Origin of the sequence: Mucilaginibacter sp. McL0603 (assembly GCF_049992945.1) — a bacterium.
Classification (GTDB): domain Bacteria; phylum Bacteroidota; class Bacteroidia; order Sphingobacteriales; family Sphingobacteriaceae; genus Mucilaginibacter.
The window spans coordinates 5,201,552-5,225,506 of the sequence record NZ_CP188251.1 but is presented as its reverse complement, the minus strand read 5'-3'; the positions used below and the strand labels follow the sequence as shown (position 1 = coordinate 5,225,506).

Here is a 23,955-nt window from a genome sequence, read left to right as displayed (position 1 = left end):
GGATATCTTAAAATCTGTATCCGATACCAAACTTTGCATCTAAATTTATTAACGAACTGTTGTCGTCATTTTGAAAAGCAATAACTGAATGTACCTGTAAAAATGAATTGACAAATATAAATATCTTATTAAAATTGAATTTGTAACCGGTGCCCACGTTAATGCCTATTCCACTTTGTTTAGGCGTGATGGAGTTGGAGTAGTAATTAGTTTCAAAATCAGCAATTATGCCCGCATCAGCAAACAAGTATTTTAAAAAAGTAAAGTTGGCATATATAGGCACCGACAGCATCTTGATACTGCCTTTCTGTGGGGTAAAGTAAGGATTATAGGCATCTTCAAAATTCCGTAAGACATTGTTAACAGAGTACTCTAATCCAGTTTCTATGGAAAATACTTTTGTTATATTCCTGGAGTAGTTAAACCCATATATTTTTCCCACTTTCCCTTCGTAACCCGGACCGCCTATCCCAATTGAGCTAATAGTGTTTAAGCCTGCTCCATATACGAGTGAGAAATTGTTTTTTAACTGGCAATAGGCTTGGGTGCTTAGTAAAACTAAGGCTAAAAATATTAATTTGAGTTTCATGATAAGGTTTATTAAAGGTTGTAGTTCTTTTTCTAAACTTATGAATTTAATCATAAATAGGAAAAATATGTTTTATGCCTAAAATGGCGATACTTTAATTTAAATCCAATCAGTTACTCAATTAAATTTTTGATTTTTTTACTTTTGAATTTTAATTTAGCAACCCTATGTCGAAGAAATTTAAAGACTTTTCAGGTATCGTATATTCTACCGACTCTGAATACCAATACAATGGCGATACAGGTTATGCAGCATCCACCTTACCTCCGCAACAGCAAAATCTAAAAATATATCTTGATCGCAAGGGTGGTGGTAAAGTAGTTACCCGCGTTGCAGATTTTATAGGTAAAGAGGCAGATCTTGAAGCAATCGGGAAACAGTTGAAATCAAAATGCGGTGTAGGCGGCTCAGTTAAAAATGGAGAAATATTGATCCAGGGCGACTTTAGAGACAGGGTGCTTACTTTATTACAAGCTGATGGATATAAGGCCAAAAAGGCAGGGGGTTAGTGTATTGATAATTTTTTATACTTGGTTATAAGTTATTATAAATCAATAAATTAAGTAAGTGTAAAAAATACATAAAGTAAATAAATATCTTAATTTACTTGTTTCTTACTTTTTAAAACCGGTATTTTTGTGGCAACCAATTATATCGATTTTAATGAAAACATCTTCTAAAAGACTACCTGGTCTGGAGTACCTAAACCTGGACCGGGCAAAGGATATTTTTTACCAATTATCGGCTGCTCAACTTGTTGAAGCAGCTTTGCAAAGAAAAGAAGGCGTTCTTGCCGAGACAGGTGCACTGGCAATTGACACCGGCGAATTTACCGGACGCTCACCCAAAGACAGGTTTATCGTTGATGACGACATAACCCATGATACTGTATGGTGGGGAGAAATAAATATAAAATTTGACAGCGCTAAGTTTGATGCCTTATTGCTAAAGGTAACCGACTACCTCAGCGAACGCGAGATATTTGTTCGTGATTCATCAGCCTGCGCTAATGAAAAGTATCGTATTGACATAAGGGTGATCACTGAAAATGCGTATCAGAACCTTTTTGTACACCATCTGTTCCGTCGGCCTGAAGTAGTAAATGCAGCCACACAACCAGAGTGGACGGTTATCGCGGCTCCAGGTTTTATGGCCGATCCGGCTATAGACGGTACACGTCAGCATAATTTTTCTATCCTGAATTTCAGCAGAAAGATTGTACTGATAGGCGGAACCGGTTATACCGGCGAAATAAAGAAAGGAATATTTTCTGTTCTCAATTTTGTTCTGCCTCATGAAAAACAGGTGCTTCCAATGCATTGCTCAGCTAATACAGGCATTAAAGGAGACACGGCTATATTTTTTGGCTTATCAGGTACTGGCAAAACAACCCTTTCTGCTGATCCCGATCGCAGCCTCATTGGTGATGATGAGCATGGATGGAGCGATTATACTATTTTTAACTTCGAAGGAGGCTGCTACGCCAAATGCGCCGATCTGACCCCCGAAAAAGAGCCACAGATATTCAGTGCAATAAAATTTGGGGCCTTATTAGAAAATGTCAACTTTATCAAAGGGACTCGCGAGGTGAACTTCTCTGATATTGGCAAAACAGAGAATACACGCGTGGCTTATCCCATGTATTATGTAAATAATGCGGTAATGCCCTCATTAGGAGCATCGCCAAAAAACATTTTCTTTTTAACCGCTGATGCCTTTGGCGTATTGCCCCCTATATCAAAATTAACTACTGCACAGGCCATGTATTATTTTATTTCGGGCTATACAGCAAAAGTTGCAGGCACCGAGGCTGGGATAAATGAGCCTAAAACTACATTTTCGGCCTGTTTTGGTCAGGCTTTTCTGCCTTTGCATCCGGTAGTTTATGCCCGGCTTTTAGGTACTAAACTTAAGGAACATCATGTAAATGTATGGCTGGTGAATACCGGATGGACAGGCGGCCCATATGGCACGGGAAAAAGAATGAAATTGCAATATACACGCGAAATGATTACTGCGGCTATTAATGGTGAATTAGACCATGTACACTATCAGGGGCACCCGGTATTTAATTTGAAGATGCCTGTGAGCTGTCCGAATGTGCCTGATAATATATTAAATCCGCGTAACACATGGGTTGATAAAGACAGCTATGATGAGAAAGCAAATAATCTCGCCATGGCTTTTGTGAAAAACTTCGAACAATATGTTACACACAGCACACAAGAGATCATAAATGCAGCGCCATACGTAACTATATCAGTTTAGTTACATATTTTTTATCGGTGGTACTTGCGATTATTAAAAAAAATGGTTTTCATTGTAAAAAATTGTCCGAGAAGGGACAATTTTTTTGTTTGGTAACGTTATGTAAATCTGTATTTACAGGCGAATACCATACATTATATTAAATAATGATAAAGATTATCAGAAAAAGTTTTTTTATTTCATTAAAATTCTAATTTTGTTATCCCTTTTAACACGCACATTAATTAACTTTTTTATAAACAAAACTAAAACTAAAACTAAAAAGTAATGGCAACCGCACCAACAAAACCAACTACTCCTGTAAAAAAAGAAAGCTCAAGCAGTGCAACGGGCATGTTTGCAGTATTGGCTATACCTATCTGTATTATCGTCGGGATTTTGATCTTCCTATTTATATTGGGTAATCCGAGCCATTATGCAGGTGGTGATGTCGAACATGGCTTACCACAGGATATCTTCGGTACTGTACACAAAGGAGGCCCAATCGTACCGGTGATCATGTCATTTGTATTGATGGTAATTGTATTCTCTATCGAAAGAGCTATCGTGATTGGTAAAGCTGCCGGTACAGGCAGTGTTGACGCTTTCGTAAGAAAGATCACTTCATTACTTAACGCAGGTAACATTGATGCTGCCAGCGCTGAGTGTGACAAACAAAAAGGTTCAGTAGCCAACGTTATCAAATCCGGTTTGAAAAAATACCGCGAAATGGAAGCCGATAATACACTGACCATTGATCAAAAAACAGTAGCTATCCAAAAAGACATCGAAGAAGCAACTTCTTTGGAAATGCCTATGCTTGAGCAAAACCTTACTATCATTGCTACTCTGGTATCTATCGGTACTTTGAGCGGTCTGTTAGGTACAGTTGTGGGTATGATTGGAGCATTCTCTACATTATCTGCTTCAGGTGCTCCTGATACTTCTCAACTTTCAGCTAACATTTCTGAAGCGTTGATCAATACCGCGTTAGGTATCACCACTTCAGCTTCTTCAATCGTATTGTACAACTTCTTTACATCAAAAATTGATAAGTTGACTTATGCTATTGACGAAACTGGTTTCAGTATCGTTCAAACATTTGCAGCTTCACACGCAAGGAAATAATAAAATATTTTAGTGCTTAGTTTTCCTGTCCGGGTATTACCCGGACAGGTGTTTAATAACCTTACAAACACTATTATATTTTCAAAAATTATTAATTATGGCGAGGATAAAAATTCCCAGAAAAAGTACAGCGATCGATATGACGGCTATGTGCGACGTGGCTTTCCTTTTGCTTACCTTTTTCATATTAACAGCAAAATTAAAACAGGAAGACCCTCTGCGTGTTGATGTTCCGGCTTCAAGTATCAAGGTAAATGTCCCTGATGTGGATATGGCCACCATTACTGTAGGTCATGGCAAAGTTTTCTTCGGGCTAGAAGGTACCGATCTGCGCAAGTCGCTGCTTGAAGAGATGGGTAAAAAATATAATCAACCTTTTACTCCTGAAGAGATTCAGAAATTCTCAGTAATACCTACTTTCGGCGTGCCGATGAACGTAATGAAACAGTACATCAATTTAAGTACCGACGAGAAGAAAAAATATGTTGCACCCGGTATACCTGTTGATAGCACCACAAACAGTGAGTTATTTAATTGGATATACCAGGCCCGTATTGTTACGAAGAATCTTCATAACAAGGAGCTTAGATTTGCAATTAAAGGTGATTCACGCGAGCAATATCCTGAGATTCAAAAAGTAATTGATGTACTGCAAAAACAGACAGTCAATAAATTTAGTTTAATAACATCACTAAATCAAGGTAAGTAAGCTATGGCAGAATTAGATACCTCCGGGGGCGGAGGGAAAAAAGGCGGAAAAGTAAGAAGTAAGAAAGCCTCCACTCGTATAGATCTTACAGCAATGGTTGACCTTGCATTCTTACTGATCACATTCTTCATAATGGCCACCACCCTTGCCAAGCCCAAGGCAATGGATACATATTGGCCTGATAAATCTAAAAAAGAAGTTCAGTTACCTGTACCTGAATCAAGAACCATGACAGTGCTTTTAGGAGCAAATGATAAAATGGAATGGTTTGTAGGTGAGCCGGGTAAAACTGCACCAACAGTAGATAATTTTGGTAAAAACGGTATACGCAAGGCCCTTGTAGAAAAAAACAAGGAAATAGAAGCATCGCATGCTGGTCCTGATAATTTCATGATTGTACTTATCAAGGTAAGTGACAAGGCTACTTATAAGAATTTTGTAAGTATAATGGATGAGATCACTATTACTGGTATAAAGAGTTACGCGGTGATTGCGATCACGCCGGCAGAAGTAGCCCAGCTTAAAAAAGACCAGTTATACTAATAAATGCTATTTAACGTTAAAATTTAAAAGCCTAAAAGATGTTAGGATCAAAGTTAGACATACTGAAACCTGAATGGCTTGATGTCGTTTTTAACGACAGAAATAAAGCATATGGGGCTTATGATTTAAGAAAGTCGAACCCTAAAAATACTACCAAGGCCCTGGTTATCGGGATTGCAGTATTTGTGTTTATCTTGTCATTCCAAACCATCCTCAACTTTATTAGTGGCTTTATTCCAAAAGCTACCGAAAAAGTGAAGATAACCAATGTGGTTTTACAACCACCACCCCCAATTGACAAAACAAAACCACCTCCGCCACCTCCGGAACCACCAAAACCGAAAGTTGACCAGGTAAAATTCCCTCCTCCGGTAGTAAAACCCGATAACGAGGTAAAAGAGCAACCACCAACTGTAAAGGAATTGGAAGTTGCTGACCCTGGCCAAAAGACAGTAAAAGGTGACCCGAATGCTGATATCAAGATCGATGAACCAGTTGGTAATTCGGACGTGAAGCAGGTAACTGAGGAAGACCCGAACAAGATCTTTACAGCGGTTGAGCAGGAACCTACATTTGCAGGTGGTATAGAGAAGTTTTATGCATTCTTAAGAAACAATATCCATTATCCGGCTGTCGCAAAGGAAAATAACGTACAGGGTAAAGTATTTGTAAGCTTTGTAGTTGAAAAAGACGGCTCGCTTACTGATATTAAAGTTGTACGCTCTCTTGGAAGCGGTACTGATGAAGAAGCAATGCGCGTGTTAAGGAACTCACCTAAATGGAAACCAGGTATACAAAATGGCCGCCCTGTACGTGTGGCTTATACCATGCCAATTAGTTTTACTTTACAAACAGACGATCAATAGGATCAATGCCCTATAAATTTAGTTTAAGGCAAAAATCGCCCAAAAGGCGGTTTTTGCTTATTTTAGGCTTCGCTACCTTTATTGCTTGTGTTAGTCTTGGACTCATGTTCATGTTTTGGGATAAACTTATTCAAAAACTGGATATGGGTACTACAGAGCGAGTAGGAATTGGTGCGTTGTTTATAATATACGGATTATTAAGGTTTTTGCGATTATTTAAAGTAGATCCAGAGGATGAAGAATAATATAATAGTTATTTTATCGGGGATACTTTTATTGGGCACTCTTCAAACCTGTAAAAGAACTCCAGCCGGTAAAGTTTTTACTGATACTCATGACTCTGGTGAGGCGGTATTTGTTTCTGACGAATCATTTGCCCCTATACTCGACCAGGAACTGTATATTTTTAAGAATGATTACCCGAAGGCTAAGCCAGAAATAGTTTATAAATCAGAAAATGATGTTGTAAAATATTTATTAGCTGATAGTGCGAGGTTTTGTTTTCTTTCACGCAGTCTGAATGCTGATGAAGTAAATACGTTAAAGAGTCACAGTTTACCCGCAGTAGTTACCAAATTTGCTATTGATGCAGTGGTGATAATTGTAAATGTGGCGTCAACGGATACAGCTACTTCGGTTAATGAAATAAAGAAGATGCTTACCGGGCAAGCTAAAACAGACCGAAGCATAGTTTTCGATAACCCCAACTCCAGCCTGGTACGGTATTTGAAAGATTTTACTGGCGGCAGCAATCTGAAGCAAAAAAATATTTATGCTTTAAAATCAAATAAAGAGGTAATAGATTACGTTAGTAAACATCCCGAGGCCATTGGTATCACGAGCTATGGCTGGGTAGATGACCCTGACGCTGATTATGCGGGTGCTGCTAAAAAAGTTAAGGTTCTGGCAATAAAGGATGAAAACAGTAAAACCGCCCCTACGGAATACTTCAGGCCATCGCAAACAACACTTTATTTAAAACAATACCCCTTATTAAGGTATTTATACATTGTAAACTGCACTGGTAGAGACGGCTTGGGAAATGGCTTTGAACATTTTATTAAAGGCGATAAGGGCCAGCGAATTATTTTGAGATCGGGTCTTTTACCAATTGCAATTCCTGAAAGGAATATATTGATACGCAGTAATAAATTATAATTAAAAATAAACTATTGGATGTATTTCTTATCAATATAAAAAGATACACCATAGTTTAGCTCAATTGAAAAGTAAACAAATTTTAAAAATGAAAATTATCAGTAAAATAGCTGCAGCCGGATTGGGCCTGGTATTTATGGGTTCATCAGTGTTTGCGCAAAGCCTAGCCGATGCTAAAAAAGCTATTGATGCCGAGCAGTTCCAGAAAGCTAAATCAATGCTTAAGAATTTGGTTGTTACACAATCAACCAAAGATGAAAATTATTTTTACCTGGGTTGGGTATACATTAAACAGGATTACCCGGACTCAGCTAAAGCAGTTTTTCAAAAAGGATTAAACGTTAATCCAATTTCAGCGTTAAACTATGCCGGGATGGGCATAGTAGCACGTTTGGATAAAGATAATTCAGGCGCCAGCACCAATTTTAACAAAGCAGTTAGTTTGGCGGCTAAGGATAGCAAACCTTATGTGTACATAGGTAAAGGTTATTTGTTGCCAGATGCAAGCGGAAAAGTTGCTCCTGCTGATGCAACTGCAGCTTTGGATATCTTAACGAAAGGTAATACTGCCAGTGCGGTAAAAAGCAAAGACAAAAATGCTACTGCTGCATCAAGTGATCCTGAGTTATTTATTACAATGGGAGAGGCAGATCGTATCTTGTTAAAAAGTAATGATGCTTATACCAATTTCTCAACAGCTTTAACACTTGATCCAAGATCACCAGGTGCTAACGTAGCATTAGGTGTATTGTGGAAATATGCAGACAACTTTGAAGATGCTGAAAAGCAGTTCCAGGCTGCATTAGCTATCGATCCTAATTATGGCCCGGCTTACCGCGAATGGGCAGAAACTGACCTGCGCTGGGCACAAAGTGTACCTTCAAAAGCTTCTGAAAAAGTAAAGGAAGCTGCCGTGCAGTACAAAAAATATATCAGCTTAACAGATAATTCTCCGGAGTCGCAAATGCGTTATGCTGACTTCCTGATCAATGCCGGTGATTTCCAAACTTTACAACAAGTGACTACGGAATTAGCCAAATCGAGTAATTCAAATTTAAGAGCGTTCCGTTACTTAGGTTATGCTGCTTATGAAAATAAGGATTACCCAGCTGGTTTAACTGCGATGAATACCTGGATCACTAAAGCAGATCCGAAACGTATAATTCCACGTGACTATTTATATTTAGGCCGTTTGCAAATTGCGACTAAACAGGACTCATTAGGAATTCAATCATTGCAAAAAGCTTTACAATTGGATAGTGGATATGTGGACGTTTACCAGGATATTGCCAAATCTGATTTTGCGGCTAAGAAATACAAAGAAGCAGGTGAAGCTTATGACATTTATGCTTTCAAATCACGTAACGCAAAACTGACTGACCACTTTTACGCTGGTATGGGTTATTACTTCGGTTTTACTATTGAAGATCAAAAGACTATTAAAGACCCAAAGGCTCCAAGAGCAGATAGCGTGTTACTTGCAAAAGCAGATACAGCATTTGGCTATGTAATACAAAAAGCAGGTGCTAGTACGCCGGCAATAGCTTACCTGTACCGCGCGAGAATAGCTGACCTTCGTGAGACTGATAGAAATAATATTAAAGGTTTAGCTAAGCCAATGTATGAAAAGTTTATTGCGGCAGCTGTAGCTAAGGGCCCCCCGGCTACACAGCAGGATAAAGATCAGTTAACAGAAGCTTATGCCTATTTAGGAACTTACTACGAGTTTAAGGAAAAAGATGATACCAAAGCTGCCGAAAACTTCGGAAAAGCAAAGGATATTGACCCCGCCAATAAACAGGCGCTTGATTATTTTAAGCGCAAAGCAGGTGGCGGCAAGAGTAAATAATCTTCCTCCACAAAAATTAAAAGCCTTTCGATTTATCGGGAGGCTTTTTTATTATTGTTCCATTAGTATATTTGCACCATGGAAGTACAAAGTTTGCCTGTAAATTATTTGCCCATCATATTTCAAATGTTAGTGGCTGTGGGTTTTGTGGTTACCACCATGTTTGTAACGCACAAAATTGGTCCAAAACGTGTTACCAGTGATAAATTGACTCCGTTTGAGTCGGGCATCGAAGTAATTGGTAATGCCCGTACACCAATGTCTATCAAATATTTCCTTGTAGCTATATTGTTCGTGCTGTTTGATGTGGAAGTAATATTTATGTACCCATGGGCAGTTAATTTTAAAGAACTGGGCAAGGAAGGTATGGTAGAGATGTTCATATTTATGGGTACACTTTTACTTGGCTTTATATATGTTATAAAGAAAGGTGCATTGGATTGGGACTAAATTTAGATTGGTTCTAAATAATTCACCTGTGTACCATAGTGTGTTTTTTACATTGTAATTTATTGTAAATTTGTATACGTTTTAGCCTTTTGCTGTAACGTATTATGTTATTTATAGATCATGAGTGATATTCAAATTGTTGAAGCTCCTCCAGGTGTAGAAGGCGCAGGATTTTTTGCTACATCGCTTGATAAAGCAGTCGGTTTGGCGCGTTCCTATTCATTATGGCCGCTGCCTTTTGCCACATCTTGCTGTGGCATCGAATTTATGGCGACTATGGCTTCCACCTACGATTTGTCGAGATTTGGTGCAGAGCGATTGAGTTTTTCACCCCGGCAGGCAGACCTGCTGATGGTGATGGGTACAATTTCAAAAAAAATGGGCCCGGTTTTAAGGCAGGTTTACCTGCAAATGGCTGAGCCGCGCTGGGTATTAGCTATGGGGGCCTGTGCTTCAAGCGGCGGAATATTTGATACTTATTCGGTGTTGCAGGGTATTGATGAGATTATACCTGTTGATGTTTATATACCCGGTTGCCCGCCGCGGCCCGAAGCCGTCATCGATGGTTTTATGCAGATTCAACACTTGGTGCAAACAGAGTCCCTGCGCAGAAGGGATACCCCTGAGTATCAGAAATTATTAGCTTCATACGGCATCCAATAATGAGCAAGATAACCAACGAAGAGCTGCTAAACAGCATCAAAGCCCGGTTTGACAGCGATGTAACCAACATCAGCGAACCCTTCGGATTGCTGACCCTTGAAACCAGCCGCGAAAAGATCATCGACCTGCTGACCTTTTTAAAAACTGATGCTGCGTTGCAATTTATTTATTTGACAGATATAACGGCGATCCATTATCCTGAAGCTGAAAAGCAGATAGGTATTATCTATCATCTGCATAGCCTGGTGAATAATGTGCGTATCCGTATAAAAGTTTTTGTTGCCGATGGCGATGTGAAGATGCCTACGGCCACCGTACTTTGGAATGGCGCTAACTGGATGGAACGTGAAACCTATGACTTTTTTGGAGTAGTGTTTGAAGGTCATCCTGACTTACGCAGAATATTAAATGTTGATGACATGACGGTTTTCCCGATGCGTAAAGAGTATCCGCTGGAAGACCCTAACCGTGTTGATAAAAGAGATTATTTTTTCGGAAGATAATGCAAACCATTATGAATGACATTTTTAAAACAAATAATATAATTCATAATAGCCTGCATACCATTAAAAAACAAATTGTTTAATGCAGAATCATCCAGTATATACCGATAACGACCCGCAAAACGAATACTCAACGCTTAATCTTGGGCCAACTCACCCTGCAACACATGGCGTGTTTCAGAATGTGCTTACCCTTGATGGCGAGCGTATCGTAAGCGGCGTATCAACCATAGGCTACATCCACCGTGCTTTTGAAAAAATTGCCGAGCACAGGCCATTCTACCAGATCACACCGTTGACTGACAGAATGAACTATTGCTCATCGCCCATCAATAACATGGGCTGGCATATGACGGTTGAGAAGCTTTTAGGCATACAAATGCCTAAGCGCGTAGATTATATGCGCATCATTATTATGGAACTTGCCCGTATATCAGACCATATTATCTGTAATGGTGTATTGGGCGTGGATACAGGTGCTTTTACCGGTTTCCTCTATATGATGAAATATCGTGAGGATATTTACGAAATATATGAGGAGATATGCGGATCGCGCCTTACTACCAATGTTGGCCGTATAGGTGGTTTCGAGCGTAATTTTAATCATATCCTGTTTGAGAAAACGCGCAAGTTTTTGAAGGAATTTCCTGTTGCATTAAAGGAGTTTGAAGCGCTGTTTAACCGTAACCGTATTTTTGTAGATCGTACTAAAGATGTTGCTGCTGTTACAGCCGAAGAGGCTTTAAGCTATAGCTGGAGCGGTCCTTTGTTACGTGCTGCTGGGGTAGATTACGATGTTCGTGCGATGGAGCCATATAGCTCGTACGAAGAGTTTGATTTCGAAGTTCCTGTTGGCAGCAATGGCGATGTTTACAATCGTTTTTTGGTGCGTAACGAGGAAATGTGGCAGAGCCTTCGCCTGATTGAGCAGGCACTGAAAAAAATTGAGGGTGAGCCATCAGATATTTTCCATGCTGATGTGCCTGAGTTCTATCTGCCTCCAAAAGAAGAAGTTTATAATAATATGGAAGCGCTGATCTATCACTTTAAAATTGTGATGGGAGAGGTGCCGACTCCGAATACTGAGGTTTACCATGCAGTTGAAGGCGCTAACGGTGAGTTAGGGTTTTACCTGGTAAATGATGGTGGACGTTCGCCATACCGTTTGCATTTCCGCAGGCCAAGCTTCATCAATTACCAGATGTATGCACCTATGAGCCGCGGTATGCTGATATCGGATGCGATCATAAATATGAGTAGTTTAAACGTAATTGCCGGAGAATTAGATGCTTAAAGTAGAAAATACAGGCGTACCGGTTGAGTTTTCGCCGGCGTTGATCAAGCAGTTTGATGATATTGTGAGCCGCTATCCGAAAGGAAAGCAAAAATCAGGCTTGCTGCCTATACTGCATTTGGTACAGGCTGAGCTTGGCTGGGTTAGCCCACCTGCAATGGATAAAGTTGCTGAGTATTTACATATACAGTCTATTGAAGTATATGAGGTAGCCACTTTTTACAGCATGTACTTTATGCGCCCGCAAGGGAAATATGTGCTGGAGGTTTGCCGTACAAGTCCATGCTGCTTAGTAGGTGCCGAAAAAATAATGGATCACATCGAACAAAAATTGGGTGTGAAAGAAGGTGATGTAACTCCGGACGGCTTATTTAGCTGGAGAGGAGTGGAGTGTCTTGCAGCCTGTGGTTATGGTCCGGTTTTGCAGATAGGTCCTGAATATACGTTTTATGAGAAATTAACTAACGAATCAGTTGATACATTGATCGATAGTTTAAAGAAAAAAACGAATAATTAATAATAATGATAACGAAGAACAGGGTAATTTATGGTGATATAATAGTGTTGGTTGCACTTGCTGCGCTGTACTTTGTTACCGCACATTTTACCCAAAACGTACTGGCTATGAGTTTGGTAATATTGGTGTTGATTGGCAGGAGTATTTTCTGGCATGTCACCTGGTATAAGCAAACTGGTAAGATATATTGACGAAGCTTAAAATAATTAATATGGACAGAACAACCTTGGTATTGGCCGACATAGTATTTGTTATCGTATTAATTATGGTTTACAGCACTGATGGGCTAAAAACCTATCCAATTATCCTGGCTCCGTTCATTGTTGCAGCTTTTGCAACTTGTGTAATCAGGCATATTAATTATTATAATATGACTAAAAAGATTTATTAAATAGTAATGGCACGCAAATTACTTTTAGAACATATAAATGTACCCGGCATTAACACTTTTGATGTATACCGATCAAAGGGTGGTTATGCTTCTGTTGAAAAAGCACTGAAAATGGCCCCCAACGATATTGTTGAGGAAGTTAAAAAATCAGGCTTGCGCGGCCGTGGCGGTGCAGGTTTCCCAACAGGGATGAAGTGGAGCTTTTTGGCTAAGCCAGAAGGTGTTGCACGTTATTTGGTTTGCAATGCGGATGAATCAGAGCCGGGCACTTTTAAAGACCGTTACCTGATGACCTATATCCCTCACTTATTAATTGAGGGGATGATCGTTTCGAGCTTTGCACTGGGTGCTAATACATCTTACATCTACGTACGTGGTGAAATGATGCCGCAGATACGCATCCTTGAAAAAGCCATCGCGGAAGCAAAGAGTAAAGGATTTTTAGGTAAAAATATTTTAGGTTCAGGTTATGACCTGGAGCTTTATGTTCAACCGGGTGGTGGTGCTTATATCTGCGGAGAAGAAACCGCTTTATTGGAATCATTGGAAGGCAAACGTGGTAACCCGCGTATTAAGCCGCCTTTCCCTGCTATTGCAGGTTTATATGGCTGCCCAACTGTGGTGAACAATGTGGAATCAATTGCTGCCGTTGTTCCGATCATCAATGAAGGTGGTGAGGAATACGCAAAAATTGGTATTGGTCGCAGTACAGGTACCAAATTGATATCAGCCGGAGGTAACGTAAAGAACCCTGGCGTTTATGAGATTGACTTAGGTTTACCGGTTGAAGAGTTTTTGTTTTCAGACGAATATTGTGGTGGTATAGCCAATGGCAAACGCCTGAAAGCTGTGGTGGCTGGTGGTTCATCAGTGCCGATCCTTCCCGCAAACTTGTTCTTGAAAACTATTAATAACGAGCCACGCCTGATGAGCTATGAATCATTAGCTGATGGCGGCTTTGTTAGCGGTACGATGCTGGGATCAGGTGGTTTTATTGCTTATGATGAAGATCAATGTATCGTAAGAAACACCTGGAACTTTACCCGTTTTTATCACCACGAAAGCTGCGGACAATGTTCGCCATGCCGTGAGGGTACAGGATGGATGGAAAAGGTATTGCACCGTTTAGAATACGGCCATGGTAAGATGAGTGATATGGACCTGTTAGTTGACGTATCTAAAAAGATTGAAGGTAATACCATTTGTCCGCTGGGTGACGCAGCAGCATGGCCTGTAGCCAGTGCGATCCGCCATTTCAGGGATGAATTTGAATGGCACGTGACTAATCCGTCAGAAGCAACAACAAGAAATTATGGACTGGCACATTATGCCGATCCGTTGCCGAAGTTGGAAGAAAAAGTGGCGTAAGCCTCTGAATAAAAATAGAATTGTCATTCTGAGCAATAGCGAAGAATCTTCTGCGACAGACATCGCCGATGAGCAGGACGAAGAAGATGCTTCGTTCCTCAGCATGACAAAAAAGAGATAATATATTTTGACTTAATATAATGTCAGATAAACATAAAGTAACAATAGACGGTATTCCCGTTGAAGTAGACCCGGGGACAAGCATCCTGAATGCCGCAAGGCAGATCGGTGGTGACATTGTTCCGCCTGCTATGTGCTATTACTCCAAATTGCAGGGTAGTGGTGGTAAATGCCGTACCTGTTTGGTGAAGGTGAGCAAGGGTTCTGAGAAAGATCCACGCCCTATGCCTAAACTGGTAGCATCATGCCGCACCGCGGTGATGGACGGAATGGAAGTACAGAATATTACTTCGCCTGAGGTAATTGAAGCACGTAAAGGCATTGTTGAAATGTTATTGATCAACCATCCGCTGGATTGCCCTATTTGCGACCAGGCCGGCGAGTGCGATCTGCAAAATTTAGGTTTTGAACACGGCGCTGCTAAAACACGTTATGAGTTTGACCGTCGCACATTCCACAAAATAGATATCGGTGATAAGATACAATTGCACATGACGCGTTGTATCCTGTGCTACCGTTGTGTTTTTGTAGCTGACCAAATTACCGACCATCGTATCCATGGTATTTTAAACCGTGGCGATCATTCAGAAATATCTACCTATATCCAGGCTGCAGTTGATAATGATTTCTCAGGAAATGTGATCGATGTTTGTCCGGTAGGTGCATTAACCGATAAGACTTTCCGTTTCCGTAACCGTGTTTGGTTTACCAAACCTGTTGAGGCGCATCGTGATTGCGATCACCCCGGCTGCAATGGTAAAGTTACCTTGTGGTACAAAGGCGAGGATGTGTTGCGTGTAACCGCACGCAAAGATGTATATGGCGAAGTAGAAGAGTTTATTTGCAATACTTGCCGTTTTGATAAAAAGAAAACCAGTGACTGGGTAATTGAAGGGCCGCGTAAGGTATCAAACCACTCAGTGATCAGCTCAAATCATTATGAAATGATGCACCCGCTGCCGGTGGTAAAAACTAATCCGGTGTTGCAGGAAGCCAATAAAGAACAATTTGAACGGGAGACACGATTATAATGGAAACTACAGATATTATAGTAAGACTGGTACTGATTGTGGTGATATTCCTGATCAGTTTGGTGATCGCCATGTACTCCACTTATGCTGAACGTAAAATTGCTGCGTTTTTCCAGGATAGGGTTGGCCCTAACCGTGCAGGTCCATTTGGTATATTGCAGCCCTTGGCTGACGGTGGCAAAATGTTCCTGAAAGAAGAGATCATCCCGACCAATTCAAGTAAATTTTTGTTTATTGTTGGCCCTTCACTGGCTATTATGACAGCCTGTATCGGTACTGCAGTTATTCCATGGGGACAGCAGATCGTTATCGGTGGCCATGCTTATGACCTGCAGGTAACAGACATAAATGTTGGTGTGCTTTACATATTTGGTGTAGTTTCATTAGGTGTGTATGGTGTAATGATAGGTGGCTGGGCATCAAATAATAAATATTCATTATTAGGCGCGATCCGTGCTGCATCACAAAACATCAGCTACGAAATTGCAATGGGTCTGTCAATCATCGCTTTATTGATGACAACCGGTAGTTTAAGCTTAAAGGAAATAGCAGAACAACAGCATGGCTGGCATTGGAACATCATTTATCAGCCCCTGGGTTTCATCATCTTTATTATTTGTGCTTTTGCCGAAACTAACCGTACGCCATTCGATTTACCTGAATGCGAAACTGAATTGGTGGGTGGTTATCATACCGAATATTCATCCATGAAGCTGGGCTTTTATCTGTTTGCTGAGTACATTAATATGTTTGTATCATCGGCAGTAATGGCAACTTTATATTGGGGTGGTTATAATTACCCGGGTATGGATTGGGTTGCTGTACACGCAGGCCCGGTGGCGGCACCGCTTATTGGTACTGTGGTACTGTTTGCAAAAATATTCTTGTTCATCTTCTTCTTTATGTGGGTACGCTGGACAATACCGCGTTTCCGTTATGACCAGTTGATGGATCTGGGCTGGAAGGGTTTAATACCTATTGCCATAGCTAATATAATAGTAACCGGACTTTGGATGACATTTATAAAATTTTAAAGAAAGACATTAAATGGAATCATTAAGCAATAAAAAGAAGGTAATTGAATCAAAGCCACTCAATTTTGCGGAGCGGATATACCTGCCTGCAATTGTAAAAGGCTTGGCGATTACCATGAAGCACTTTCTGTTTAGGAAAGATGTGACTGTTCGCTACCCTGAGCAAAAACGTGAGTTCTCTGAGAATTTCCGAGGTATGCACTCACTAAAACGCGATGAGGATGGACGTGAACGTTGTACAGCATGTGGACTGTGTGCCTTATCATGCCCTGCCGAAGCGATCACCATGATCGCAGCAGAGCGTAAACCGGGAGAAGAGAATCTATATCGTGAGGAAAAATATGCAGCAGTATACGAAATAAATATGTTACGTTGTATTTTTTGCGGCCTTTGTGAAGAGGCTTGCCCTAAAGAAGCGATATATCTGGATGGTGATATTGTCCCTGCCGACTACCTGAGAAAAGATTTTATTTACGGTAAAGACAAATTAGTAGAGGCACCCTTAAATCAATAAAAGAAGTTTATAACTTTGCCTCACTTTTAGAGGCAGAGTTATATTGTAAATAATAGAAATGAGTATATTTTACTTTATCGCAATTTTGTCCATACTGTTCGCAGTATTGGTAATATCTGCAAAAAATCCTGTGCACAGTATACTTTACCTTATACTCACATTTTTCACTTTTACCGTGCAGTATGTTCTGCTCAATGCCCAGTTCCTGGCCGTAGTAAATTTTATTGTGTACCTGGGTGCCATATTGGTATTGTTCCTGTACACTTTGATGCTCATCAACCTAAACAAGGATTCAGAGCCAATGAAATCAACTATGGTAAAGATTGCTGCAGTATTGGGTGGTGGATGTTTGATGGTAGTAGTAATAGCAGCTTTAAAAGCCGTTGGCGTTTCACAACCGGTATTGCTTAAAGATCCAAGCCTTGGTTTAGTGAAAAACCTGGGCAAAGTATTATTCAACGAATTTTTATTGCCGTTTGAAGTATCGTCACTCTTGCTGTTATCAGCAATGGTGGGAGCGGTATTACTGGCTACAAAAGATAAAAAAACCACAGTGTGATGGATAGTTTTTTTAAAACCGTACAATCGGTACCGCTCAATCATTACATCTTATTAAGTGCTATCATATTTTCGATTGGCGTAATAGGTGTATTGATCCGTCGTAACGCGATCATAATTTTTATGTCGATAGAACTGATGCTGAACTCAGTAAACTTGTTACTCACTGCATTCTCAGTATATCGTGGAGATGCAACCGGACAGGTTTTCGTGTTTTTTGTTATGGCGCTTGCTGCTGCAGAAGTGGCAGTTGGTTTGGCTATCATAGTAATGATCTACCGCAATACTAATTCGATAGATATTAATGTGCTGAACAGGTTAAAGTGGTAAACAAATTTCGGATTTCGGAAGTTCAACCTGCCTGCGGCAGGCAGGTTTCGGATTTGGAAGATTTATAATATATAAACGTAAAACGTCACACGTATAACGTACAACTTATAACATGGATAAATATATCTGGCTTATTCCTATTCTACCTTTAGCTGGTTTCCTGATCAACGGACTTGGCCGTAATATCTTTTCAAAGGGAGTAATTGGCACTATCGGTAACCTGATGGTTTTGATTTCATTTGGCCTAAGTGTTGGGGCCTTTTTACAGATTAAATCTACAGGTACTCCAATTGAGGTTAGTTTATTCGATTGGTTTAGTGTAGCGTCCTTCAAAGTACAATTTGCTTTCCTGATTGATCAGTTGAGCTCCTTAATGCTGCTGATCATTACAGGCGTAGGTTTCCTGATCCACCTATATTCAGTAGGCTACATGCATCATGATAAGGGTTTTGGTAAATTTTTCTCTTACCTTAACCTGTTTGTGTTCTTCATGCTATTATTGGTGATGGGCTCAAACTACCTGGTGATGTTTATTGGGTGGGAAGGTGTAGGTTTATGCTCTTACCTGCTTATTGGCTTCTGGTATACCAATCCGGATTATGCCGATGCTGCTAAGAAAGCATTTGTGATGAACCGTATCGGCGACCTTGGCTTTATCATAGGTTTGTTCCTTATCATTGGATATTTTGGCAGCCTTACATTTTCAGATATATTTCCGAAAGTACCTGGCATGAAGGGTGGTGAAGTGCCTTTTACATTGATCACTATCCTGCTATTTGTAGGTGCGGTTGGTAAATCGGCACAACTACCATTATTTACATGGTTACCCGATGCAATGGCAGGCCCGACACCCGTATCTGCATTGATACATGCCGCTACCATGGTTACGGCAGGTGTTTATATGGTGGCACGCTCAAATATTTTATTTACGATGTCGCCAATCACCATGGAGATCATAGCGATCATTGGTTTGGCTACTGCGGTATTTGCAGCATTGATCGCACTTTCGCAAACAGATATTAAAAAGGTTTTAGCTTACTCAACTGTTTCACAGTTAGGTTATATGTTTTTAGGATTAGGTGTAGGTGCTTATACCGGCGCATTTTTCCATGTGCTCACACACGCATTCTTTAAAGCATTGTTATTCTTAGGTGCGGGTTCTGTTATTCACGCGATGAGCGATGAACAGGATATGCGTAAAATGGGTGGTTTGAAAGGTAAGCTTCCTGTAACGTTCGCTACTATGCTGATTGGTACACTGGCTATTTCGGGTATCCCGCCATTCGCAGGTTTCTTTTCTAAGGACGAGATTTTGGCTCATGCTTTCGCACACAGTACTACCATGTATGTGATCGGAGTGATAACAGCCATGTTCACTTCATTTTATATGTTCCGTATGTTGTACCTTACTTTTTACGGTAAGTTCCGCGGAACTACAGAGCAAGAGCACCATTTACATGAATCGCCACCAAGCATGACTGTCCCGCTTGTTGCACTTGCTATACTTTCTATAATTGGTGGTTTTATAGGTATACCGGAAGTATTGGGAGGTCATCATTGGCTGGAACATTTCCTGGCGCCTGTATTTGCAGCATCTAATACTTTATTACCTGAAGCACATTTAGCGTCATCAACAGAAATGACCTTAATGATCGCCTCAGTTAGCGGCGCGGTGATCGCTTTGATCTATGCTTATATAAAATATGTGAGAAAATCTCATGTACCTGTTGCTGATGGTGAAGAGCGTCCAGGTCTGATTAGCCTATCCTATCATAAGTTTTATATTGATGAGATATATGATTGGCTGATCCGCAAGCCGCTGGATGCATTATCAGTTTTCTTTTATAAAGTGGTTGATCTATTGGTTATTGATGGCCTGGTAAATGGCCTGGGTAAGCTCTCGGTAAAAACAAGCAAAGGCTTACGCCTTTTACAAACCGGTAATGTTGGCTTTTACATCTTTATGATGGTAGCTGGCATCATCGCGATATTAATATTTAGTTTAGTTAAGATATAACAATAAGCGTTTACGATATAAAAAATGACAGTTAGTATTTTACTTTTTTTGCCGATTGTTGCAGCACTTGTTGTTTTATTATTTAAAAACGAGGTGGCTAAATATGCTGCTTTAGCATTTTCTGTTGCTGAGCTGGTTATAGCAGGCATTTTTTTAAGCCGCTTTGTACCCGATGCTACTACGCAGTTTGCTGTAAATCTCCCATGGTTGCCAAGGGCAGGTATTTATTTTATTGCAGGTATCGATGGCATCAGTATGATCATGGTGATATTGACCACGTTGTTAGTGCCGCTGATCATTTTAACCACTTATAAGCATCAATATAAAAACGCCCCGGTATTTTATGCGCTGATCCTGTTTATGCAAGCCGGGTTGCTAACCGTGTTTACCGCATTGGATGGCTTTTTATTCTACGTAGGATGGGAAGCTGCCCTGATACCGATCTACTTCATTTGCGCGATGTGGGGTGGAGAGAACAGGATAAAGGTCAATATCAAGTTCTTTATCTATACGTTTGCCGGTTCGTTATTTATGCTGGTAGGTATTATCTACCTGTACATGCAAACCCCGTCAAAATTGTATGACCTGCATGCATTTTACGATCTGAATTTGACTGCTCACCAGCAAAGCTTTGTGTTCTGGGCTTTCTTCCTGGCGTTTGCCATTAAGATGCCTATATTCCCTTTTCATACCTGGCAGCCTGATACTTATACCGAAGCACCACCAGCAGGCACTATGATGTTGGCAGGTATCATGCTTAAAATGGGTATCTATGGGGTTATCCGCTGGCTGATACCTATTGCTCCGCTTGGTGTTCAGCAATGGGGGCCAATGGCGGTAATATTATCCGTTATCGGTATTGTTTATGCATCAATTATCGCTTTTAAACAAACAGATGGTAAACGTTTAGTAGCTTATTCATCTATCGCTCACGTTGGATTGATAGCTGCAGCATTGTTCACATTTATCCGTTCTGATGGTTCATTTATTTGGACATCACAAGGCTTACAGGGTGCATTGATACAAATGCTTAATCATGGTATTAACGTGGTTGGTCTTTTCTTTGTATGGGATATCATTAGCAGGCGACTTAATACACGCGAAATAAGTGAGATGGGCGGTATTGCCAAAGTCGCACCAAAGTTTGCTATCGCCTTTTTAATTATTGTATTAGGAACCGTAGCCTTACCATTAACCAATGGATTTGTGGGTGAGTTCTTATTGCTGAACAGCGTGTTCCAGAATAGTGTATGGCTGGTAGCTATAGCTGGTTTGACTATGATATTTGGAGCCGTGTATATGTTCAGGATGTATAAAAGCGTAATGCAAGGTGAAACTAATGCATTAACAGCTACATTTACTGACATCAGTGGTTCGGAGGTTTTGGTGCTTGGAATTATCTGTGCATTAATTATTGTTATCGGGATTTACCCGCAACCGATACTGCATTTGTCAGAAGCGAGTGTACATAACTTATTACGTTTAGTTTTCAATAAGACATTACCGGTAAAACCGTAGGTGATAAATTTTAAATCCTAAACTCTAAATTCTAATTTGAGTGGACGAAGGAACTGAATATGTTAAAAAGTTTGATCTGGAGGATAGGACATTTGATTTCGCCAATAATTGTAAGGAGTTTTTAAAAAAGATAGATAAGTCCATACATAACATTGAATATTATAAACAGCTTGTCCGTTCGTCAGGATCGGTTGCAGCTAATTTTATAGAAGCAAATGAAAGTTTTAGTCGTAACGATTTTGTGCATAGAATAAAAATTTGCAGAAAAGAAGCAAAAGAGAGTCGTTTATGGCTCAGACTAATAGATATAAATGAATTATCAGAAGCTCAAAGAGCTTTACTAATACAGGAGGCTACAGAACTAATGAAGATTTTTGGAGCCATGCTGGAAAAAATAAAGAGTAACTAGAATATCTGATTTAGAATTTAGAGTTTAGAATTTAGAACTTCAAAAGGAATGAATACCTTAATTATATTATCTGTTTTACCTATACTGGTGCTGTATTTAGGCCTGTTTAAGGCTAAAAATGCTTTATTGCCGGTTACCGTGATAGGTTTGCTTGTTGCATTAGGATTAGCTGTAATGGAATGGACAAAATCTAATAATGCCCAGCCAATTTTCCATGGCATGATGTTGTTTGACAACTTCGCAATAGCATTTTCAGCGATCACCATTATTTCTACAATACTGATATTGTTGCTGTCCAAAGAATATTTTGAAAAAATAAGCAGTCACGTTGCCGAATATTATGCCATTATTCTGTTCTCATTAGCAGGTATCATCGTAATGCTTTCTTACAATAATTTAACGATGCTGTTTATCGGTATCGAAATTATGTCGGTGAGCCTCTACATACTGGCAGGTATCAAAAAGAACGATTTTGCTTCAAACGAGGCTTCGTTAAAATATTTCCTGATGGGAGCATTCTCCACGGGATTTTTACTATTCGGTATTACTTTGATCTACGGCGCTACAGGTTCATTTAATCTGCAGGCAATACGCGACTGGACATTAGCGAATCCCAAAGGCATTGATCCGATGCTAGGAACTGGTATTATGCTGATCATAGTAGGATTATGTTTTAAAGTTGGGGCTGCACCATTCCATTTTTGGATACCTGACGTTTACGAAGGTTCACCTACATTGATTACCGCTTTTATGTCTACGGTAGTTAAAGTTGCTGGTTTTGCTGCTTTCCTGCGTTTGTTTTCAGAATGCTTTGCGCCAATGTCTGAATTCTGGATGCCCGCATTGCTCATCATCACTATCATTACCTTGTTTATTGGCAATATTACTGCATTATATCAGCAAAGCTTTAAAAGGATGCTGGCATTTTCCAGTATCTCGCATGCCGGGTATCTACTTTTTGCTATAGTGGCTTTGGGAAGTAGCTCCGCTAACGCTGTATTTATGTACTCCACGGCCTATTCCATTGCATCTATCATAGCGTTTGGAGCCCTGATACTGGTTCAGCAGCAAGCAAGTAGCGATAACTTCGATACGTTTAATGGTCTGGCAAAAAGAAACCCTTTTCTTGCGCTGGTTTTAACTATTTCAATGTTATCGTTAGCGGGTATTCCACTTACGGCGGGCTTTATCGGTAAATTCTTTGTGTTCTCAGGAGCGCTGGCACAATACCATACTACCTTAGTTATCCTGGCTGTTGTGAATGCTATTATCAGCATTTTCTACTATTTCAGGGTGATCATAGCCATGTATTTCCGCAGCAGCGAACGTGATGAAGTGACAGTACCCGGTTATTTCAGTTTTGTATTGGGATTGGCGGCTTTGGCAACTATTGTGATTGGCGTTTGCCCGGGTTTTATAGCCAACCTCATATAATCCGTAATTACAGTACTATTAATTAATTTTATATTAGTAGTTTTACGGAGATAGTGAATGGAACAATTCTGGGAACATCTTCAAAATTTAACAGACGCTCAATCCATAATACGGACAGGTGGCTTTTATCTTTTACTAGTTGTAATCTTTGCCGAAACAGGATTGTTTTTCGGTTTCTTTCTGCCGGGTGATTACTTGCTGGTTTTAGCAGGGATTTTATGCGCAGCCGGAATTGTCGATGTCCCCATTTATACACTGGTTATTTCACTGATCATTGCCGGAGTTTTAGGTAATTATGCGGGCTATTGGTTTGGTTACCGAACAGGCCCGGTTCTGTTTAAACGCAACGAATCCTTGTTTTTTAAAAAGCGTTATGTAACCATGGCTGAAGAATTTTATGCAAAGTACGGAGGCATGGCTCTTGTTTTAGGCAGATTTTTCCCTATAATTAGAACTTTTGCTCCTATCTTTGCAGGAGTGGTCAAAGTGGATTTCAAAAAATTCACCTTATACAATTTAATAGGCAGCATAACCTGGGTAAGCACTTTAACTTTAGCAGGGTTCTTTTTAGGAAGAAAATACCCTGATGAGATTAAATTTTACCTTAAGTATGTGATATTGGGATTAATATTAATTACATCTATTCCGTTACTTTTTGCTTACCTGAAAAAGGTATTTAGTAAAGAAACGACAGAATAGAATTTATAACTATAAT

At 40.0% G+C, this 23,955-nt stretch carries 27 protein-coding genes; 26 read left to right on the top strand and 1 reads right to left on the bottom strand.

The window, feature by feature from the left end; all coding sequences use genetic code 11:
* Window positions 1-7: 7 nt before the first annotated feature.
* Complete coding sequence (locus tag ACPPVU_RS23865) at window positions 8-589, bottom strand: outer membrane beta-barrel protein (protein ID WP_426669247.1); 582 nt, start codon at window positions 587-589, stop codon at window positions 8-10.
* A gap of 167 nt (window positions 590-756) precedes the next feature.
* Here ACPPVU_RS23865 and ACPPVU_RS23860 point away from each other — a divergent pair, with 167 nt between their 5' ends.
* The 26 genes from ACPPVU_RS23860 to ACPPVU_RS23735 all read left to right on the top strand — a co-directional run bounded on the left by ACPPVU_RS23860 (window position 757) and on the right by ACPPVU_RS23735 (window position 23,939).
* Window positions 757-1,098, top strand: a complete 342-nt coding sequence (locus tag ACPPVU_RS23860) for a translation initiation factor (protein WP_426669246.1) — start codon at window positions 757-759, stop codon at window positions 1,096-1,098.
* A gap of 154 nt (window positions 1,099-1,252) precedes the next feature.
* Window positions 1,253-2,857, top strand: coding sequence for a phosphoenolpyruvate carboxykinase (ATP) (pckA, locus tag ACPPVU_RS23855; RefSeq protein ID WP_426669245.1), 1,605 nt, complete (start codon window positions 1,253-1,255; stop codon window positions 2,855-2,857).
* A 267-nt stretch (window positions 2,858-3,124) separates the two neighbouring features.
* Window positions 3,125-3,964, top strand: coding sequence for a MotA/TolQ/ExbB proton channel family protein (locus ACPPVU_RS23850; protein WP_426669244.1), 840 nt, complete (start codon window positions 3,125-3,127; stop codon window positions 3,962-3,964).
* 97 nt (window positions 3,965-4,061) lie between these two features.
* A complete protein-coding gene (locus ACPPVU_RS23845; RefSeq protein ID WP_426669243.1) occupies window positions 4,062-4,673 on the top strand; it encodes an ExbD/TolR family protein in 612 nt (203 codons plus the stop codon).
* Between the two features lie 3 nt (window positions 4,674-4,676).
* Window positions 4,677-5,216 (top strand): ExbD/TolR family protein, encoded by a 540-nt coding sequence (locus ACPPVU_RS23840; protein WP_426669242.1) that lies wholly within the window; start codon window positions 4,677-4,679, stop codon window positions 5,214-5,216.
* A gap of 38 nt (window positions 5,217-5,254) precedes the next feature.
* Window positions 5,255-6,082 (top strand): energy transducer TonB, encoded by an 828-nt coding sequence (locus tag ACPPVU_RS23835; protein WP_426669241.1) that lies wholly within the window; start codon window positions 5,255-5,257, stop codon window positions 6,080-6,082.
* 234 nt (window positions 6,083-6,316) lie between these two features.
* On the top strand, window positions 6,317-7,240 hold the full coding sequence (locus tag ACPPVU_RS23830) for a PstS family phosphate ABC transporter substrate-binding protein (RefSeq protein ID WP_426669240.1): 924 nt from the start codon (window positions 6,317-6,319) through the stop codon (window positions 7,238-7,240).
* Between the two features lie 88 nt (window positions 7,241-7,328).
* A complete protein-coding gene (locus tag ACPPVU_RS23825; RefSeq protein WP_426669239.1) occupies window positions 7,329-9,089 on the top strand; it encodes a tetratricopeptide repeat protein in 1,761 nt (586 codons plus the stop codon).
* 78 nt (window positions 9,090-9,167) lie between these two features.
* Window positions 9,168-9,539 (top strand): NADH-quinone oxidoreductase subunit A, encoded by a 372-nt coding sequence (locus ACPPVU_RS23820; RefSeq protein WP_426669238.1) that lies wholly within the window; start codon window positions 9,168-9,170, stop codon window positions 9,537-9,539.
* Window positions 9,540-9,659: 120 nt separating this feature from the next.
* Window positions 9,660-10,202 (top strand): NADH-quinone oxidoreductase subunit B, encoded by a 543-nt coding sequence (locus tag ACPPVU_RS23815; RefSeq protein WP_426669237.1) that lies wholly within the window; start codon window positions 9,660-9,662, stop codon window positions 10,200-10,202.
* Window positions 10,202-10,705 carry an NADH-quinone oxidoreductase subunit C gene (locus tag ACPPVU_RS23810; protein WP_426669236.1) on the top strand — a complete coding sequence of 168 codons (504 nt, stop codon included), beginning with the start codon at window positions 10,202-10,204 and terminating at the stop codon, window positions 10,703-10,705. The genes ACPPVU_RS23815 and ACPPVU_RS23810 overlap by 1 nt, the downstream gene beginning before the upstream one ends.
* Window positions 10,706-10,787: 82 nt before the next feature.
* Window positions 10,788-11,999: an NADH-quinone oxidoreductase subunit D gene (locus ACPPVU_RS23805; protein ID WP_426669235.1), complete on the top strand. Its 1,212-nt coding sequence runs from the start codon at window positions 10,788-10,790 to the stop codon at window positions 11,997-11,999.
* A complete protein-coding gene (gene nuoE, locus ACPPVU_RS23800; RefSeq protein ID WP_426669234.1) occupies window positions 11,992-12,516 on the top strand; it encodes an NADH-quinone oxidoreductase subunit NuoE in 525 nt (174 codons plus the stop codon). Before ACPPVU_RS23805 ends, nuoE begins: the two co-directional genes overlap by 8 nt.
* Before the next feature lie 5 nt (window positions 12,517-12,521).
* Window positions 12,522-12,707: a hypothetical protein gene (locus ACPPVU_RS23795; protein WP_426669233.1), complete on the top strand. Its 186-nt coding sequence runs from the start codon at window positions 12,522-12,524 to the stop codon at window positions 12,705-12,707.
* Window positions 12,708-12,727: 20 nt separating this feature from the next.
* Window positions 12,728-12,907, top strand: a complete 180-nt coding sequence (locus ACPPVU_RS23790) for a hypothetical protein (RefSeq protein ID WP_426669232.1) — start codon at window positions 12,728-12,730, stop codon at window positions 12,905-12,907.
* Window positions 12,908-12,913: 6 nt separating this feature from the next.
* Window positions 12,914-14,275 (top strand): NADH-quinone oxidoreductase subunit NuoF, encoded by a 1,362-nt coding sequence (nuoF, locus tag ACPPVU_RS23785; RefSeq protein WP_426669231.1) that lies wholly within the window; start codon window positions 12,914-12,916, stop codon window positions 14,273-14,275.
* 140 nt (window positions 14,276-14,415) lie between these two features.
* Window positions 14,416-15,426, top strand: coding sequence for a 2Fe-2S iron-sulfur cluster-binding protein (locus ACPPVU_RS23780; protein ID WP_426669230.1), 1,011 nt, complete (start codon window positions 14,416-14,418; stop codon window positions 15,424-15,426).
* Window positions 15,426-16,460, top strand: coding sequence for an NADH-quinone oxidoreductase subunit NuoH (gene nuoH / locus ACPPVU_RS23775; protein WP_426669229.1), 1,035 nt, complete (start codon window positions 15,426-15,428; stop codon window positions 16,458-16,460). The genes ACPPVU_RS23780 and nuoH overlap by 1 nt, the downstream gene beginning before the upstream one ends.
* 13 nt (window positions 16,461-16,473) lie before the next feature.
* On the top strand, window positions 16,474-16,974 hold the full coding sequence (locus ACPPVU_RS23770) for a NuoI/complex I 23 kDa subunit family protein (RefSeq protein WP_426669228.1): 501 nt from the start codon (window positions 16,474-16,476) through the stop codon (window positions 16,972-16,974).
* Window positions 16,975-17,032: 58 nt separating this feature from the next.
* Window positions 17,033-17,533 carry an NADH-quinone oxidoreductase subunit J family protein gene (locus tag ACPPVU_RS23765; protein ID WP_426669227.1) on the top strand — a complete coding sequence of 167 codons (501 nt, stop codon included), beginning with the start codon at window positions 17,033-17,035 and terminating at the stop codon, window positions 17,531-17,533.
* On the top strand, window positions 17,533-17,862 hold the full coding sequence (gene nuoK / locus ACPPVU_RS23760; protein WP_426669226.1) for an NADH-quinone oxidoreductase subunit NuoK: 330 nt from the start codon (window positions 17,533-17,535) through the stop codon (window positions 17,860-17,862). Before ACPPVU_RS23765 ends, nuoK begins: the two co-directional genes overlap by 1 nt.
* A gap of 112 nt (window positions 17,863-17,974) precedes the next feature.
* A complete protein-coding gene (gene nuoL / locus ACPPVU_RS23755) occupies window positions 17,975-19,879 on the top strand; it encodes an NADH-quinone oxidoreductase subunit L (protein ID WP_426669225.1) in 1,905 nt (634 codons plus the stop codon).
* Between the two features lie 24 nt (window positions 19,880-19,903).
* Complete coding sequence (locus tag ACPPVU_RS23750) at window positions 19,904-21,397, top strand: complex I subunit 4 family protein (protein ID WP_426669224.1); 1,494 nt, start codon at window positions 19,904-19,906, stop codon at window positions 21,395-21,397.
* A 40-nt stretch (window positions 21,398-21,437) separates the two neighbouring features.
* Window positions 21,438-21,806 carry a four helix bundle protein gene (locus tag ACPPVU_RS23745; protein ID WP_426669223.1) on the top strand — a complete coding sequence of 123 codons (369 nt, stop codon included), beginning with the start codon at window positions 21,438-21,440 and terminating at the stop codon, window positions 21,804-21,806.
* A 48-nt stretch (window positions 21,807-21,854) separates the two neighbouring features.
* The gene (locus ACPPVU_RS23740; RefSeq protein WP_426669222.1) at window positions 21,855-23,240 is read left to right on the top strand and encodes an NADH-quinone oxidoreductase subunit N; all 1,386 of its coding nucleotides are present in this window, start codon (window positions 21,855-21,857) and stop codon (window positions 23,238-23,240) included.
* Between the two features lie 57 nt (window positions 23,241-23,297).
* Complete coding sequence (locus ACPPVU_RS23735) at window positions 23,298-23,939, top strand: DedA family protein (protein ID WP_426669221.1); 642 nt, start codon at window positions 23,298-23,300, stop codon at window positions 23,937-23,939.
* The last annotated feature ends 16 nt before the right edge of the window (window positions 23,940-23,955 follow it).

Excerpts from the sequence above, each read along its gene's own strand:
- ACPPVU_RS23865 (WP_426669247.1), bottom strand. The coding sequence starts at position 589 with ATGAAACTCAAATTAATATTTTTAGCCTTAGTTTTACTAAGCACCCAA.
- ACPPVU_RS23860 (WP_426669246.1), top strand. The coding sequence starts at position 757 with ATGTCGAAGAAATTTAAAGACTTTTCAGGTATCGTATATTCTACCGAC.
- pckA (WP_426669245.1), top strand. The coding sequence starts at position 1,253 with ATGAAAACATCTTCTAAAAGACTACCTGGTCTGGAGTACCTAAACCTG.
- ACPPVU_RS23850 (WP_426669244.1), top strand. The coding sequence starts at position 3,125 with ATGGCAACCGCACCAACAAAACCAACTACTCCTGTAAAAAAAGAAAGC.
- ACPPVU_RS23845 (WP_426669243.1), top strand. The coding sequence starts at position 4,062 with ATGGCGAGGATAAAAATTCCCAGAAAAAGTACAGCGATCGATATGACG.
- ACPPVU_RS23840 (WP_426669242.1), top strand. The coding sequence starts at position 4,677 with ATGGCAGAATTAGATACCTCCGGGGGCGGAGGGAAAAAAGGCGGAAAA.
- ACPPVU_RS23835 (WP_426669241.1), top strand. The coding sequence starts at position 5,255 with ATGTTAGGATCAAAGTTAGACATACTGAAACCTGAATGGCTTGATGTC.
- ACPPVU_RS23830 (WP_426669240.1), top strand. The coding sequence starts at position 6,317 with ATGAAGAATAATATAATAGTTATTTTATCGGGGATACTTTTATTGGGC.
- ACPPVU_RS23825 (WP_426669239.1), top strand. The coding sequence starts at position 7,329 with ATGAAAATTATCAGTAAAATAGCTGCAGCCGGATTGGGCCTGGTATTT.
- ACPPVU_RS23820 (WP_426669238.1), top strand. The coding sequence starts at position 9,168 with ATGGAAGTACAAAGTTTGCCTGTAAATTATTTGCCCATCATATTTCAA.
- ACPPVU_RS23815 (WP_426669237.1), top strand. The coding sequence starts at position 9,660 with ATGAGTGATATTCAAATTGTTGAAGCTCCTCCAGGTGTAGAAGGCGCA.
- ACPPVU_RS23810 (WP_426669236.1), top strand. The coding sequence starts at position 10,202 with ATGAGCAAGATAACCAACGAAGAGCTGCTAAACAGCATCAAAGCCCGG.
- ACPPVU_RS23805 (WP_426669235.1), top strand. The coding sequence starts at position 10,788 with ATGCAGAATCATCCAGTATATACCGATAACGACCCGCAAAACGAATAC.
- nuoE (WP_426669234.1), top strand. The coding sequence starts at position 11,992 with ATGCTTAAAGTAGAAAATACAGGCGTACCGGTTGAGTTTTCGCCGGCG.
- ACPPVU_RS23795 (WP_426669233.1), top strand. The coding sequence starts at position 12,522 with ATGATAACGAAGAACAGGGTAATTTATGGTGATATAATAGTGTTGGTT.
- ACPPVU_RS23790 (WP_426669232.1), top strand. The coding sequence starts at position 12,728 with ATGGACAGAACAACCTTGGTATTGGCCGACATAGTATTTGTTATCGTA.
- nuoF (WP_426669231.1), top strand. The coding sequence starts at position 12,914 with ATGGCACGCAAATTACTTTTAGAACATATAAATGTACCCGGCATTAAC.
- ACPPVU_RS23780 (WP_426669230.1), top strand. The coding sequence starts at position 14,416 with ATGTCAGATAAACATAAAGTAACAATAGACGGTATTCCCGTTGAAGTA.
- nuoH (WP_426669229.1), top strand. The coding sequence starts at position 15,426 with ATGGAAACTACAGATATTATAGTAAGACTGGTACTGATTGTGGTGATA.
- ACPPVU_RS23770 (WP_426669228.1), top strand. The coding sequence starts at position 16,474 with ATGGAATCATTAAGCAATAAAAAGAAGGTAATTGAATCAAAGCCACTC.
- ACPPVU_RS23765 (WP_426669227.1), top strand. The coding sequence starts at position 17,033 with ATGAGTATATTTTACTTTATCGCAATTTTGTCCATACTGTTCGCAGTA.
- nuoK (WP_426669226.1), top strand. The coding sequence starts at position 17,533 with ATGGATAGTTTTTTTAAAACCGTACAATCGGTACCGCTCAATCATTAC.
- nuoL (WP_426669225.1), top strand. The coding sequence starts at position 17,975 with ATGGATAAATATATCTGGCTTATTCCTATTCTACCTTTAGCTGGTTTC.
- ACPPVU_RS23750 (WP_426669224.1), top strand. The coding sequence starts at position 19,904 with ATGACAGTTAGTATTTTACTTTTTTTGCCGATTGTTGCAGCACTTGTT.
- ACPPVU_RS23740 (WP_426669222.1), top strand. The coding sequence starts at position 21,855 with ATGAATACCTTAATTATATTATCTGTTTTACCTATACTGGTGCTGTAT.
- ACPPVU_RS23735 (WP_426669221.1), top strand. The coding sequence starts at position 23,298 with ATGGAACAATTCTGGGAACATCTTCAAAATTTAACAGACGCTCAATCC.